This window comes from Streptomyces sp. NPDC006332 (assembly GCF_040612855.1).
Taxonomy (GTDB): Bacteria; Actinomycetota; Actinomycetes; order Streptomycetales; family Streptomycetaceae; genus Streptomyces.
In genome coordinates this window covers 132,239-146,588 of record NZ_JBEXRA010000003.1, presented here as the reverse complement: position 1 = coordinate 146,588, position 14,350 = coordinate 132,239, and the positions used below count along the sequence as shown (strand labels likewise).

Below are 14,350 nucleotides of genomic sequence, written 5' to 3'. Positions count from 1 at the left end.
CCGACCCTACCCACAGGCGATCAAGACCTGCTCTTCGCTCCCCACCTCCCCGCCTGCCCACTCACTTCAAAGACCGACCAGGCGAGGCGAGGAGTGACCCCGGCCGCTTCCAAGGATCGCCATCACACCTTCGACGATGTCGACCGGCTCAGGACAGGGGCGGCAGTTCTCCGGTGGAGGTGCCATTGCTCTCCGATGACAGCGACTCCTTGATGGCGCGCAGGAAGGACCGTCGCTCCACCAGCTGTGCCCCCCGAGCCTCGGCCAACGGCTCCGGTCGGTGCCCGAAGCCGGCGGGGAGGGGTGGCAGGCCCAGAGCGGCGAAGGCCTCGTCGAGGTGGTGCTGTGGATCACCGGTGCCGCGCAACGCGGCGGCCAGGGGCCGGTGGTCGGTCTTCCTGTATGCCGCCGTCAGCGCGGTTGCCCGCTCTGCCGCTTCCTGTTGCGTCGGCATCTCCGCGGGGTCCTCCCACCAGACGTGGGCAGCCACCAGACGGCCGTCGCGGTAGAGGTGGAGCGTGTAGTCGGCTCCCTCCTTGGCCGCGACCAGGACCGGCCATTTCGAACCCCGGCTGAACGTGGCAGCCAGGCGGGGCAGTCCACCTTCCCCGAGCAGCGTCGTACGCATGCCCTTGCGCCGGCCCGGCGGGTCGGCCGAGGGTGCCGTCTCGACGAACGTGCCGCCGCCGGGCGCCGGCGCGAGACGCATGGTGGTGCCGGCGATCAGCACAGCCTCGCGGACCTCACGCAGCGGCGCACCGGCGTGCGCGACGGCCGGAGCAGCGGCAGGAGGAGTTGTGGCGGTCGACGGGTCCGTGGGTCCCGCCGGGCCGTCAGTGGCCGGCGCGGGCACGGAGCCGCCGAAGTACGGTGTCCGGCGGGCGACATGAGCGCGTACTCCCTGCCGCATCAGCAGGAACGTGTCCCGAGAATCGCCCATGTAGGCCCACGGGAACGTACGCGCGTCGGTACCGATGAGCCGGAAGACCTCCAGTGCCTCGGCCTCACGGCCGGAGCGGATCAGGGCGAGCGCCAGGTGATTGCGGACGCCCGCCGCCCGCCGGTCACCCGCCTCGAACCTCGCCGACAGTTCCAGCCCCGCCTCGACGAGCCCCTCGATCCGGGACCAGGCCACCGGCCCCTTCCCGATCCCTGCCTCGTGCTCCAGCGCGTACTCGGTGACCGCGTGCAGCGGCAGACCGCGCAGCGGTGACCCCTCGGGGGCCGCGGCGGCGGCTGACTCGGCGAACGCGAACATCTCCGCGTGCGAGCCGTACCACTTCTGCGCCAGGTACTGCACCGCGCGGGCGTGCAGTCCCATGTGATGCGGATCCGCCGCGCGGCCCCGAGCCAGGTACTCGTCGAACACGTCGCGCGGAGCGCCGAGTCCCATAGCGTGAGCGATGAGTACCCGCCAGGGAACGGGATCTCCGGGATTGAGGTCGGCGGCCGTACGCAGGACCGGTATCGCGTCGAGCAGGACCGTGCGGAACGCCTGGAACTGCTCCCGCGACACATGCCGGGCACGCGCGGCAGTACGGATCTCCCAGGCGCGGTCGATCTCCAACTCGGCGGCGACCAGGGCGACATCGGGGTCGCCGGGTCGCACGCGCCGCCACTCGTCGAACCATCCGGTGTGGTGCAGAGCGAGTTCGGCGAGACCCGCGCTGTACTGGCCTCGTCGCTCCCAGTCCCGGTCGACGCGCGTCAGCGCCAGCAACTCCGCCGCCGGCTCCCAAGCTCCCGACCGCGCCACGGACAGCGCGCCCCGCAGACCGGCATCCGGTGCGTCCACTTCCACCGCCCCGTCAGGCGGCAGTCCGTCGCCGGTGGCCGCGAAGTGCCGCAGCATTCTGGGCAGCGTGAAAACCTCGGGCATCCTGCCCACAACCAGCCCCTCCCCAACGGCTCGCGGCCGCACACAGTCGATCATCGACGAGCACACACCCTATCGATCGGGCGTACGGTGTACGCCGCCGAGATCGAACCCACTGGGCAGACGCGAGAGCGCGCGCCGAGGCGGGCCGATCTGGACGTCGGCGTCCGTGCGGATGCGGTGGGGGCGGGCCGCGTGCCGCCACCGTCCAGCCCGTCCGCGGGTACGCGTCGCGCGGCGGGGCCAGACGGTCGGCCACAGCGCGGCCGACGGTCCGGGACAGAGTGGCCGACGGTCCGGGACAGAGTGGCGCTGCGGCCGACGTACTGCAGGCGGCCCGCCTGAGGGGACCGCTGCCCGTGCCGGGCGAGCAGCTGCTGCAGCCGTTCGACCGCTAGCCGGTCCCGCCCCCACACCACCCGTTCCCCGTTTATGCGGACTGCCGCGCCTGTCTCAGCAACAGCCCCTGTCCGTCTGGAGGTCACCGGTGTGAGTGGTTTCGAGGCGGTGTGCAAGGTGGAGCAGATCTGCCAAATGCAGCACCCGTCCATCGAATCCCGGGAGGGGGACATGGAGCGGCTGGGTCCAGTGGGCGGGGATTGCATCCAGCCCGTAGTACGCCCCCGCCAGGCCTCCGGTCACCGCGGCGACGGTGTCCGTATCACCGCCGAGGTCGATCGCCGCGCGTATCGCGTCTTCGAAGCTGGTGGTGGTGCGCAGGGCCCAGACGGCGGAGCCCAGGCAGGGCCAGACGGCACCGTTGAACTCGGTCGCCTGATCGGGGTGCCAGCCGGACGCGAGGACGGTGGCGTAGCGGTCGCGGTGGTCGGGGTGGACGAGAGCCAGGACGTCCGGAAGCGCGGTGAGGGGGTCGGCGTCCTCGAACGTGACCCGGATGAGTTCGTGGAAGATCGCAGTGCCTTCCCAGGCAGCACGGTCACCATGAGTGAGGGCAGCGATGCGGCGGGCCCCGTCCATGGTGGCTTCCTGGCCGACGGCCGCGAAGTGGACGGCGGAGGTCGACGCCCGCATCAAGGAGCCGTTTCCCGCTGCTCGTTGGTTGACCTGGAAATGGATCGCGGCGGCGAGGTCCCAGGGCATGCCGTTGGTCAGGACGTCCTCGGTCTGCAAGCCGATGTCCTTCGGTCCTGATGTCGCCCACCGCTGGAAGCGGGCGAAGATGTCCGGCAGATCCAGTCCGCCCCGCTCCAGCAGTGACTCCGCGACCAGAACGGCCATCTGCGTGTCGTCAGTGGCCTCGCCAGGGTCCCAGCCACCGCCTCCGCACATCTCGCCACCGGCACCAGGCACGGGAAACCGCGCGGAGAACGCTCCCTGAGGACCGAACTCGAAGGGGGCGCCCAGGGCGTCGCCCACCGCTGAGCCGACGACCGCGCCGGCCGCTCGCTGAATCCGCTTCATTCGCGAAGGCTATCCGCGCCGTGCCGACGGCCGCGCGGCCCTGTTTCCTTCTTCGGCTCCCCGAACCATCGGCGGCGAACGCATCTCGTCTACGGAGGTTCACCGCCTTGGGCACCTTGGGGCTGAGACACCCGTACAGGTCACATATCGCCGTCCAACGCGGACGCGTCCGGTAACTGCGAGGGCCCGGCCTCAATCTCCGGAAAGGCCGGAAGTATCTCGGTGCCGCGCCTGGAGCGCAGTACCACGCGTCCCGCGTCGACAGCGACCAGGGCCCGAAATCCGTCCCATTTGGGATCGGCGACGTACAGCGGGGGAGGGCCTGGGCTGGGAGGGCCTGGGCTGTTGTCGGAGATCGTGAGCATCGGCTCCGGCAGGGTCCACGGCATGAGGTGCGGCGCGGATGCCGGGTTCAGGCGGTGTTCGTCTTGCGCCCGGCGTCCGGCGCGGGCGAGTGCGGCGATGAGCTCGTCGGGGCCCATCTTGGAGCGGCCTGTGATGTCCTGCTCGGTGGCCCGCTGGTACAGCTCCGCCTTGCTCAGCTGCCGCAGCTCGCTCTTGCCTGCGGTCTTCCCGGCAGGCGTGCGGGCCGTCTTGCGGGCCGGGGCCGGCTTCTTCTGCCGCGGCTCGGCTGCCCTGTCGCGGCTCGTGCCGCGGGTCTGGTCGATGCTGCCCTGCAGAACCGACATGAGGGCGACGACGTTGGTGGCCGGTGGCGCTTCCTGCGTCGGCTCGATCTCCTGTCCCTCGGCCTTCGCTTTAACCAGCTCCCGCAGCTTTTCCTGATAGGTGTCGCGATACCGGGACGGCTTCCACGGCGAGGCGAGCATGTCGACCAGCTGCATCGCCATGTCCAGCTCCTTGCCCTTCCGGGCGCGGCTGGAGGGCAGTTCGGGCAGTTCGTGGGCCGGGCGCGGACCTCATCGGCCCAGCGGAGGGGTTGCAGCACCAGGACCTTGTCCTCCGCGCGCAGCGCGGTCAGGTACTGCTTGCCGCGCATCATGAAGGTGGCGATCCCGACCTTGCTTGCCTGTGCCAGTGCCGCCCGCAACAGGTCGTACACGTTGGTGTGCTCCTTGCCGCGCGGAGCGACGTGGTACGTGCGGTCGAAGTAGACGGTCACCTCCTCGTCCAGGTCGACGAAGTCGGTGATGGTGATGGTGATGGTCTGGGACCGGCCCGGCGTGATCTGGTCCAGCTCGTCGGGCTCGACGACGACGTACTCGCCGTCGGCCAGCCCGTAGCCCTACCTTGCTGACACCACCGACGGGGATTTCGGTGTTCCGTGAGAGCTGCCCGGCGCCGGCGCTCGGCATCGTCCGACTTCAGTCAGGTACTCGCTCATCGCATCACGGTTGCGGATGAGTACGTCGATCCGCTCGCTGAGCCGGTCCCGCTCGGCGGCCAGCAAGGCCAGCATCTCCGGTGTTGCATCGGGAAAGTGGATCGATCGAGGTTTGTCCAGGCACGGAAGGATCTGCTTGATGATGCGAGTGGGGAGCCCGGCATCAAGCAGGCCACGGATTTGGTTGACCCGGTCCACGTAGCGGTCGTCATACTCCCGATACCCGTTCGCGCCCCGGTCCGGGACAATCAGCCCCTGCTCCTCGTAGTAGCGAAGTAGCCGACGGGAGGCGCCCGTCAGTCGCGACAATTCACCGATCCTCACACCCGCCGAAGCTACTCGGCGCACCTCGACTTGACCATCACATCTATGTGAAGGTTTCAAGATTCAGTCCATGACCACCACGTCTTCTGACACACAGTCTCGTACGCGACAGGTCGGCCTGCCATGGTCGGCACTGTTGGCGCTGGGGACTGCCGTCTTCATCACGAGCTTGACGGAGACTCTGCCTGCCGGCGTGCTGCCCGAGATGTCGGTCTCACTGGGCACCAGTTCAGGTGCTACCGGCCAGGCCGTCACCGTCTATGCGGCCGGTACGGCGTTGACCGCGATCCCGCTCGCCACGGCGACAGCATCTGTTCCGCGGAAACCACTGCTGCTCGGCGCCATGGCCGTCTTCCTGGTGGCCAACACGCTGACTGCGGCTGCACCGGGATACATCGTCCTCCTTGCGGGCCGGTTCCTCGCCGGTGTGGCCGCGGGCCTGGCGTGGGCGATCCTCGCCGGCTACGCCCGCCGTATCGCACCTGCCGGCTTGGAAGGCCGCGCCATCGCAGTGGCGATGACCGGGATCCCCGTGGCGTTGTCCTTGGGGGTTCCGGCCGGCACCCTGATCGGTGAACAGGTGGGATGGCGGGCGGCGTTCGGCGCTGTCTCCCTGGTCACTCTTGCCGTCATCGGCTGGATCAGCGTGTCCGTCCCCGGCGTGGGGCAACCCGCCATTGAACAGGCTGACACCAACCGTTCGGACCCCGCACCAGAATCAGCGACGTCGCCCCTGCGGCAGACCCTGGCAGTGCCCGGTGTCGCGGCGATCATGGTCACCGTCACGACGTTCGTTCTCGGGCACACGATCATCTATGCGTACATCGCTCCCTACCTACAGCACGCCGGGCTGGGGTCAGCGACCGACGCGGTTCTCCTTGCTTTCGGTGTCGCATGCCTGATGAGCATTTGGTACGTCGGACGCCATGTCGACCGCCGGCTACGGGCTCTGATGGTCACCGGCGCGGTGCTGTTCACTCTCGCCACCGCAGCTCTTGCGGTCACCACAACACACGCGATCCTTTGGGTCGCCGTTGTTCTTTGGGGCCTGGGGTGGGGCGGTGCCCCGACCTTGCTGCAAACCGCAGCCGGACAAGCCGGGATGCGGCGCAGCAGCGCTGCCGCTGACACCGCGCAAGCCGTCCTCGTCACCCTCTGGAACGCCGCGATGGCCCTTGGCGGCATCATCGGCGGTCTCCTGCTGCAAAGCTCGGGCGTCACCGTGGTCGCCATGTCAGCCGCCGTCCTCGGGGCAGTCAGCCTGCTCATCGTGGCCGGGGCCCGACACCACGCATTCCGCAACACTCAGGCCACGCCATGACACACGCCGACGCACCCCTGAGTGTTCAAGGACGCCGATGTCTGGCCACGTTGCTTGTCGCCCGGCGACCTGGCCACATGGTGCACGTTGATGTGAAGAAGGTCGGCAGGGTTCCCGACGGCGGTGGCCGGCGCGTCCACGGACGCAGAAGCGCCAAGGCGAAAGACGCCGAGGGCTCGAAGAGGAAGCCCCGCCTGTTACCGAGCCGACGCGTTTGCCTGGGCTCTCTTGGGGACGCGGCATCAACGGATCACTCCATACACACCCCGGCATAACGGGAACGTGGAGCGCTACGACCTGATCATCTCCGAGGAGTTCCTCTACGCCCGCACCTGGACATCCGAAAACCAACGCCGGGAAGCCATCGCGGTCTGGAACATCCACTACAACGACCACCGTCCCACAGCGCAGCGAACGGGCAGCCGCCAGCTTCACGGCTACGCGAAAGCGTCAGCAACGTCATGGCCTCCTACACCTAACGGGGGCCGCTGCTATACGACGCGGGCGGTGCGGGCGGCGCTCAGCCATACCGGGAATTCATGGAGGAGCTGGTCGAAGAGGAAGGCGTCGCTGAGATTCTGGGGAGTGCGTCCGGCGTGGAAGAAGCCGGCGTTGTCGACGACGCGGCGGGCGGGGACGGCGAGAGTGTCAAGCTTGTGAAGGAACGCGAATTCGTTGTCGGCAGGGTCACCGAAGCCGATGAACTGCCAGAAAAGAGGCAGACGGGCGGCCTTGCACAGGTAGCGTTCGCCGGCGGGTCTGCTGGTGGGGCCTCCGTCGGTCTGGAAGATCACCAGGGCGGGGGAGTCGCTCCCGCAGTCCATGTAGTGGTCGATGACCTCGTCCATCGCCCAGTGGTAGTTCGTACGCCCCATGTGACTCCGGCGCCCCGCCTGGCCGGCCGGGCCCCCACGCGAGGGCGCCAGGCCCGCCGCTCCTACCAGCGGCGCCGGTCCCTGGTCAACCACCTGCTGGTCGCGCCGGCCCTGCTCCTGTCCGTCGTGGTCGTCGTCGTACCCGGTGTGCTGACCGCGCTGGCCGCCTTCACCGACTGGACCGGCGTCGGGTTCCACGCCCACTACGTGGGCCTGCGCAACTTCACCGACATCCTCGCCGACCCCGTCTTCACCACCGCTCTGGGCAACAACGTCAAATGGCTCGCCCTCTTCCTGACCCTCCCCGCCGTGATCGGCCTGCTCACCGCCTCGCTGCTGCTCCGCAGACGCCGCACGCGCACCTTCTACCAGGTCGTCTACCTCATGCCGTACGTCCTGGCGCCGGCCGTCAACGCCATGGTGTGGCTGAGCATCATCTACAACCCCACCGGCGGGGTCACCGGAGTCCTGCACATAGACTCACCGCTGTCCAGCCTGCACGGGGCGATCTACGCCGCGGCCGCGGTCGACATGTGGCACTACTGGGGCTTCCTCACCGTCGTCTACTTCGGCGCCATGCGACAGACACCGGTGGAACAGGTGGAGGCGGCCATCGTCGACGGCGCCGGCTCGTGGCAGGTCTTCCGGCACGTCTACCTCCCGAGCATCCGCCCCACGCTGCAGCTCATGGGCGTGATGACGGTGATCTTCTCGTTCCTCGCCTTCGACTACGTCTACCTGCTCACGCAGGGCGGCCCCGCGCACGGCAGCGAGGTGATGGGCACCTACGCCTACGCCTTCGCGTTCTCGGCGTTCGAGTTCGGCAAGGCGTCCGCCGTCGGGCTGATCATGAGCTTCTTCGGACTGATCGCCTCGTGCGTCTACACCTGGATGAGCCGGAGGCAGCTGTCGTCATGAGCAACCACAGCGCGAGAAGCCGATACCAGGGCGTCCTGGCCCACACCGTCCTCCTGGTGTTCGCCGCCACCGCGCTCTTCCCCCTCCTTCTGGTCCTCCTCAACAGCTTCAAGTCCAACTCGGGCGTCACCGGCAGCCCCTTCTCGCTGCCGAAGTCACTCAGCCTGTCGAACTTCACGACCGCCTGGCAGTACGGCGCGTTCGGCACCGGATTCGTCAACAGCGTCCTGCTCACCGGCACCACGGTCGTCGTCGTGCTGCTCTGCTCGTCCCTGGCCGGATACGTCCTGGCCGGACAGAAGATCCGTATGTGGCCCGCCGTCATGGTCTACCTGACCATGGCCATGACGGTGCCGATCCAACTGTTCATCTTTCCCCTGTACGCCGGGGTGGCCGCGCTGGGACTCCTCGACAACGTCTTCGTGGTCGGCGTGATCCTCGCCGCGATCAACATGCCGTTCGCGACCTTCCTGATGCGCACCTTCTTCCTCAGCGTCCCCAAGGAACTCGAGGAGGCGGCCATCGTCGACGGCGCCAACGTCTTCCAGCTGATCCACCGGGTCCTGTTCCCCGTCGTACGGCCCGGTCTGATCACCGTGGGGGTCATCGTCGGTCTCAGCGCCTGGAACGACTTCCTCATCTCCTCGACGTTCCTGCACGACCCGTCCGATCAGACGGTCACCCTGGGCTTCCTGTCGATGAACGGCACCTTCTCCACCCAGCTGGGCGCGATGATGGCGGGCGCCCTCATCCTCATCCTCCCGGTCCTCGGCATCTTCGTCGCCCTGCAGCGGTACGTCGTGGACGGCGTGTCCGGCGGCGCGGTCAAGGGATGACATGACGAGACATCCCGTAGTGACGCATCCGGCGGACCGGTACGCCGAGCAGGTGTACGCCGGAGTCCTCGGCAAGATCATCGGTGTCTACCTCGGGCGTCCCGTGGAGGGCTGGCCCTATCAGGACATCACCGACCGGTTCGGGGAGGTCGGCCGGTACGTCAACGACGACCTCGGCCTCCCGCTGATCGTCGCCGACGACGACATCTCCGGCACCCTCGCCTTCGCCCGCGTCGTCCTCGACAACCCGGGCCGGACGATCACAGCGGCCGACGTCGGCGACACCTGGCTCAACTACGTCATCGAGGACCGCACCATCCTGTGGTGGGGCGGCATGGGACGGTCCACCGAGCACACCGCGTTCCTCAACCTGCGCCGCGGCATACCGGCCCCACGCAGCGGATCCGTCGCCCTCAACGGCCGCACCCTCGCCGAGCAGATCGGCGCCCAGATCTTCAGCGACGCCTTCGGCCTGATGTGCCCCGGCGACCCCGACCGCGCCGTCGCCCTGACCAGGTCCGCCGCGTCGGTCAGCCACGACGGCGACGCGCTGGAGTCGGCCGGACTGCTCGCCGCCCTGCGCGCGTCGGCCTTCGACGAGCCCGACCTGGACCGCCTGCTCGACGCCGGCAGCGGCTTCGTACGCTCCCCGGCCGTGCGCACCCTGCTGGACGAGGTCCGCGCCAACTGCTCCGCCGACCGCGACTGGCGCGACATCCGCGACTGGGTGGACCGGCACTACGGGTACGCCCGCTACCCCGGCCCCTGCCACGCGCTGTCCAACCTGGCGATGTCGCTCGGCGCGCTCCTCGGCGCCGGGGACAGCTTCTCCGCCTCGGTCATGATCGCCTCGTCTGTCGGCTTCGACACCGACAGCAACGCCGGGACTGTGGGCTGCCTCAACGGCGTGCGCCTCGGTCTCGACGCGGTCGGCGAGGACCCCGGCCTGAGAACCCCGGTGGCCGACCGCCTGCTCGTGGTCACCGCCGACGGAGGGGAGTGCGTCAGCGACGCCACGCGCGAGGCCGACCGGATCCTCGCCTCCACCGCCGTCCTCGCCGGAGGCGAACTCCCGCCGCCCCGGCCCCGCTTCACCTTCGCCTACCGCGGCTCGGTCCAGGGCTTCACCGCCTGCCCGTACCACACGGGCGCCGACGTCCAGGGGACCGCGAACGGTCTGCGCGTCCTGCTCGGCGGCTCTCCGGACACGGTCACGGGGCACGTGTCCACACCCACCTTCCTCGACCCCGCCGAGACCAGCGGCAACTTCTCCACTCTCGCCAGCCCCACGCTCTACCCCGGTCAGACGCTGACCGCCCGCCTGTCCGCCGCTCGTGCCGGCCCGCGCGTCCGCCCCTACGTCCTGTACGCCGACGCGGGAGGGATCAGGACCGTCCTCGGCGAAGCACACCTGCTCGCCCCCGCCCCTCGTACGGTCACCTGGCAGGTTCCTCCCTCCGGCGGCCTGGTCCCTTTCCGGGTCGGGTTCGCCTTCACCGCGGAGGGCTCCGGTACGGAAGCGTTCCTGCACGAACTGGACTGGCGCGGCGCTCCGGAGCACTTCGAGCAGAGCGGTGTCCTGCTCTCCTCGATCTGGGACACCAGGCCCCCGGCGCTCGCACCCTGGGTGAGCTCGGCGAAGAACTTCGAGGCCGACTTCGCCGTCACCTACTCCGTCTCCCACCCGGACGCCCTCGGCGTGGTCACCACCGGCACCCGGGAGTGGACCGACTACGCCGTGGCCAGCCGACTCACCCTCTCCCTGCACGAGACCGCGGGCCTGGTGGCCCGCAGCAGGGGCCACCGCCGCTTCTACGCGGGGGTCTTCACCGGCAAAGACCGCCTGCGCCTGCTGCACCAGCACGACGGCAGACGCCACGTCCTGGCCGAGACCGCGTTCCCCTACGAGCTGGACCGCCCGTACGCGGTCGAACTGCGCTGCCGTGGCAGGGATCTCGCGCTGTCCGTCGATGGCAGGACCCGGCTCACCGCCACCGCCGCCGACGACCTCGGCGGCTCCGCCGGCTTCGTCGTCGAGCGCGGCGCCGTCGCGGCCGACGGCGTACGGGTCTCACGGCTCGCCGCGCCCCGTGCAGGCGGGACGGCGCGGGCGACCACCCGCGAAAGACGCATATGAACAAACAAGGAAGGCACCATCGATGAGCACTCCCCCCACGATCGGCAAGTGGCTGAGCCTCAGCCTGAACACCAAGCCCGCCGACGGCTTCGCCGCCCCTGTGGGCTTCACCGATCTCACTCCGCGGCTCAGGGACGCCGTCCCGCCGCAGCTGGGCGACGGGACGCTCACGGTCTACATCCCGCACACCACGTGCACGCTGATCCTCAACTCAGGCGTCGACGGCACCACGCTCCACGACATCCGGCTGTTCATCGAGGGACAGATACCCGTGAACCGCCCCTTCGTCCACCTGCACGACGGACCGCAGGACGCGGCCGCGCACGTGCGGTGCGTGTTCGGCGCCCAGTCACTGACCCTGCCGGTCATCGAAGGGGAACTGGGGATCGGCCACAGCCAGGGCGTCTACCTCCTGGAGCTGGACGGGCCGCGCGACCGCACCGTCCAGTACGCCTTCTCCCGGTTCTCCCAGTGACCCTGGTCGGCGTCCACGCGGGCCTGTCGGTCGATCATCTGGTCACCGAGCCCGTCGGGGCACGGTTCTCGTGCCCCGGCGGGCCGGCGCTGTTCGCGGCACTCGGCGCACGGCTCGTCGCCGGCACCCACGTCCGCGTGAGCTGCCCACTTCCCGAGGACGACCACCGATTCGCGCGGATCTTCGACGGCTTCGGCATCGACCGGATCCACTGCCACCAGGTGCCCACCGTCCCGAGGCTCTGGATCCTGAACTCCGCCCGCGGACGGCGCATCGTCACCCAGGACACCACAGCGGGTACCGAACTCGAAACCCCGGATCAGCGGCCCGAGCCGCAGGACCGTCCTCCCGCGCCGACGGCCGGTTTCGAGGACGGCCTCGACGGGCTGGTGGCCTCGTCCCCCACCGAGCGGCCCGCGGCAAATCCGGACACCCGGGTCGGCCTCGACCCGCACCAGGTCCTGGTCGCCGACCAGGGCCTTGAGTATCTGCGCCGCGTGGTCTCGGCAACGACCGTACTGCTCCCCAGCCGGGTCCAGCTGGCCCTATTGGACGTGGACCCGCGCCGAGCCGCCAGGTCACTGGCGGCCGGCCTGGGTCTGCCGGTGGTCGCCCGCCTCGACGCCGAGGGCAGCTACGTCGTCGCCGACGACGGCATCTGGTCCGTACGCGACCGGGCGGTCACCGTCGTCGAGACCACCGGCGCCGGGGACGCCTGCGCGGCCGCCGTGGTGGCCGCCCTCAGCGCCGGCGCCGACCCGGTCGAGGCCGCCATGTTCGGCACCAGCGTCGCGCGTTTCGCCCTCGCCGGCTGGGGCCACGAGGCACTCGCCGCGGCGACCCCCCTCGCGCGCCCCCTCCCGGACATCACCACCCGCAAGGAGAACTAGGACCATGCCCGCCGCACCCGAACCCGCTCCCACGTCCGCCTCAGCTTCGGCGAGTGCCGCGCTGCGTGCCGCACTGCTCGACGTTCCCCCGGTGACCGTCGACAGCGTCCCCGACCTGGGGCGCGCGGTCTTCGTCGGCTCGGGGGACTCCCTGGCCTCGGGACTGATCGCCACCGGATTCGGCCACCGTGCCCTGTCCGCGGGCGATGTCACCTGGAGCGGGGCCCTGCCCGCCGCCTGCGACACCCTCGTGGGCATCTCGCACTCCGGAACCTCCGGCGCCACCGTCAGGGCCCTGCGCATGGCTCGGGACGCCGGACTGAAGACCGTCGCCATCACCTCACAGGCGTCCTCACCGCTGGCGGACACCGCCGACGAGGTCCAGCTGGTGCCCACGCTGCGGGTGGCGGAGGAGGTCCCCTGCGCCGGACACGTCATGCTCGCCCAAGGGGTGGCCGCCGTGTGCGGAGTTGACACCGCACCGTTCAACCAGGCCCTCGCGCAGAGCCTGGACGGCGTACGCGCGACGGTGGACGCCCACGTGCGAGGTCTGCCCGAGGCCGCGCCGGCCGCCGTGTCCGTCCTGTCTCTCCCGGAACTGCGTAGCGGCGCCGACTTCTGGGTCCTGAAGCTGATCGAGGCCTGCGGCCTGGCGGTGCGCAACGTGCCCCTGGAGGAGAGCGGGCACGTCGACTACTTCATCGGGCCCCAGGTGCACCTGACCCTCCAACTCATGGGCCAGCACGGCCGGTCACGATTCGACCGTCTGGCCGATGCCCTGCGTACCACCGGCCAGACCGTCCGTCAGGTCGACACCCGCGACCTGACGGACCCCGGCGCACCGGACGCCGCCGTCCTGCGTGACCTCGCGACAGCGGTGGCAGGGACCTGGTTCGCCCACGGTGCGGCGCTGCGGTGGGGCCGTCCGCCCTTCCGCGGGGGAGCGGTGAACATGGACGCCCGGCACATCAAACTCGATTCCTGACGCGAGCGACGCCCCCTTCGCGCGAACTGACGTTGCCCCGACGCCAGCGATAGGTGATAACTTTGAGACCAATTGTGTGGCGCGGCGTGGTGGGCGGCGCGCGAAGCGTGAGGGGAGTCTGACCGTGTCCGTCGTCGATGGCGCGACGACCGGCCGGGGGCGCATGTCCGTGCACCCGGTGGATCGAAAGTCACCTTTGCCGGCCTGGGCCCAGGTACAGCGCGATCTGCGTCGGCAGATCGGCCAGGAACTCCAGACGGGCTACCGGCTGCCGACCGAGCGTGAGCTCTCCGAGCTCTACGGCGTCAGCCGCATCACCATCCGCCAGGCACTCAGCGCCCTGGCCGCCGATGGTTACGTCGAGCGCCGGCAGGGCGCCGGCACCTTCGTCGCGGACATCCCGGAACCGGTCCAGCACGACTTCGCGCTCACCACCCCATGGCGCGACCGCTTTCACGCCGCCGGCCAGACCGCGAAGTCCATCCACCTGCGCGACGCCCCCACCGAGCCCGAGCCCCATGAGCTGACCAAGCTCATCACCCCGGAGGAAGCCTCCGCCGAGCGGCTCCACCTCAAACGGCTCCACGTGGTCAACGACCGCGCGATCGGACTCACGGACTCCTGGGTCCCCGAGCCCATGGCGCCCGGGCTGTCCGATCAGGTCCTCATCGACGGCTCCCTCTCCAGGACCCTTCGCGAGGTCTTCGAGCGCACCCCCTCCGACACCAACCACTACCTCGAAGTCGGCGCGGCCAACTCGCGCGAGGCCCACCTGCTCAACACGACCCTCGAAGCGCCGCTGTTCGTGGTGTGGTCGGTGGCCCGCCTCAAGGACGGCAGCCTGCTGGAGACGACACGGACCGTGTGGCTCGGCAGCAGGGTGCGCTTCCACTACACGTCGGCTTTCCCCGGCTCGTGACGCCGGGAGCCCCGATCGACCCGGTGG

12 protein-coding genes and 3 pseudogenes are annotated in these 14,350 nt (G+C 69.6%); 9 read left to right on the top strand and 6 right to left on the bottom strand.

Going from position 1 to position 14,350, the window contains the following annotated elements:
* Positions 1-148 precede the first annotated feature (148 nt).
* From ABZ027_RS04305 to ABZ027_RS04285, 5 genes and pseudogenes are all read right to left on the bottom strand, one after another.
* Positions 149-1,852, bottom strand: coding sequence for a hypothetical protein (locus ABZ027_RS04305; protein ID WP_356764198.1), 1,704 nt, complete (start codon positions 1,850-1,852; stop codon positions 149-151).
* Positions 1,853-2,329: 477 nt separating this feature from the next.
* Complete coding sequence (locus tag ABZ027_RS04300; protein WP_356764196.1) at positions 2,330-3,298, bottom strand: ADP-ribosylglycohydrolase family protein; 969 nt, start codon at positions 3,296-3,298, stop codon at positions 2,330-2,332.
* A 140-nt stretch (positions 3,299-3,438) separates the two neighbouring features.
* The gene (locus ABZ027_RS04295; protein WP_356764194.1) at positions 3,439-4,149 is read right to left on the bottom strand and encodes a hypothetical protein; all 711 of its coding nucleotides are present in this window, start codon (positions 4,147-4,149) and stop codon (positions 3,439-3,441) included.
* Between the two features lie 116 nt (positions 4,150-4,265).
* Positions 4,266-4,487, bottom strand: a pseudogene (locus ABZ027_RS04290) (Ku protein); the annotation flags it as partial.
* A gap of 57 nt (positions 4,488-4,544) precedes the next feature.
* Entirely contained in the window at positions 4,545-4,967 is a 423-nt protein-coding gene (locus tag ABZ027_RS04285) for a MerR family transcriptional regulator (RefSeq protein WP_356764193.1), read from the bottom strand.
* 70 nt (positions 4,968-5,037) lie between these two features.
* Here ABZ027_RS04285 and ABZ027_RS04280 point away from each other — a divergent pair, with 70 nt between their 5' ends.
* Both ABZ027_RS04280 and ABZ027_RS04275 read left to right on the top strand, forming a co-directional pair.
* Complete coding sequence (locus tag ABZ027_RS04280; RefSeq protein ID WP_356764191.1) at positions 5,038-6,288, top strand: MFS transporter; 1,251 nt, start codon at positions 5,038-5,040, stop codon at positions 6,286-6,288.
* 53 nt (positions 6,289-6,341) lie between these two features.
* A pseudogene (locus ABZ027_RS04275) lies at positions 6,342-6,767 on the top strand (integrase core domain-containing protein); the annotation flags it as partial.
* 12 nt (positions 6,768-6,779) lie between these two features.
* Here the strand turns inward: ABZ027_RS04275 and ABZ027_RS04270 are convergent.
* Positions 6,780-7,166 (bottom strand): annotated as a pseudogene (locus ABZ027_RS04270) (VWA domain-containing protein); the annotation flags it as partial.
* Here ABZ027_RS04270 and ABZ027_RS04265 point away from each other — a divergent pair.
* From ABZ027_RS04265 to ABZ027_RS04235, 7 genes are all read left to right on the top strand, one after another.
* Positions 7,164-8,081: a sugar ABC transporter permease gene (locus ABZ027_RS04265; RefSeq protein WP_356764189.1), complete on the top strand. Its 918-nt coding sequence runs from the start codon at positions 7,164-7,166 to the stop codon at positions 8,079-8,081. The pseudogene ABZ027_RS04270 and the gene ABZ027_RS04265 sit on opposite strands and share 3 nt — an antisense overlap.
* Entirely contained in the window at positions 8,078-8,917 is an 840-nt protein-coding gene (locus tag ABZ027_RS04260; RefSeq protein ID WP_356764187.1) for a carbohydrate ABC transporter permease, read from the top strand. Before ABZ027_RS04265 ends, ABZ027_RS04260 begins: the two co-directional genes overlap by 4 nt.
* Position 8,918: 1 nt before the next feature.
* Complete coding sequence (locus tag ABZ027_RS04255; RefSeq protein ID WP_356764186.1) at positions 8,919-11,054, top strand: ADP-ribosylglycohydrolase family protein; 2,136 nt, start codon at positions 8,919-8,921, stop codon at positions 11,052-11,054.
* Between the two features lie 22 nt (positions 11,055-11,076).
* A complete protein-coding gene (locus ABZ027_RS04250; RefSeq protein ID WP_356764184.1) occupies positions 11,077-11,529 on the top strand; it encodes a secondary thiamine-phosphate synthase enzyme YjbQ in 453 nt (150 codons plus the stop codon).
* Positions 11,526-12,419, top strand: a complete 894-nt coding sequence (locus ABZ027_RS04245) for a PfkB family carbohydrate kinase (protein WP_356764182.1) — start codon at positions 11,526-11,528, stop codon at positions 12,417-12,419. Before ABZ027_RS04250 ends, ABZ027_RS04245 begins: the two co-directional genes overlap by 4 nt.
* A 4-nt stretch (positions 12,420-12,423) precedes the next feature.
* The gene (locus tag ABZ027_RS04240) at positions 12,424-13,404 is read left to right on the top strand and encodes an SIS domain-containing protein (protein WP_356764180.1); all 981 of its coding nucleotides are present in this window, start codon (positions 12,424-12,426) and stop codon (positions 13,402-13,404) included.
* A gap of 124 nt (positions 13,405-13,528) precedes the next feature.
* The gene (locus ABZ027_RS04235; RefSeq protein ID WP_356764178.1) at positions 13,529-14,323 is read left to right on the top strand and encodes a GntR family transcriptional regulator; all 795 of its coding nucleotides are present in this window, start codon (positions 13,529-13,531) and stop codon (positions 14,321-14,323) included.
* Positions 14,324-14,350 lie beyond the last annotated feature (27 nt).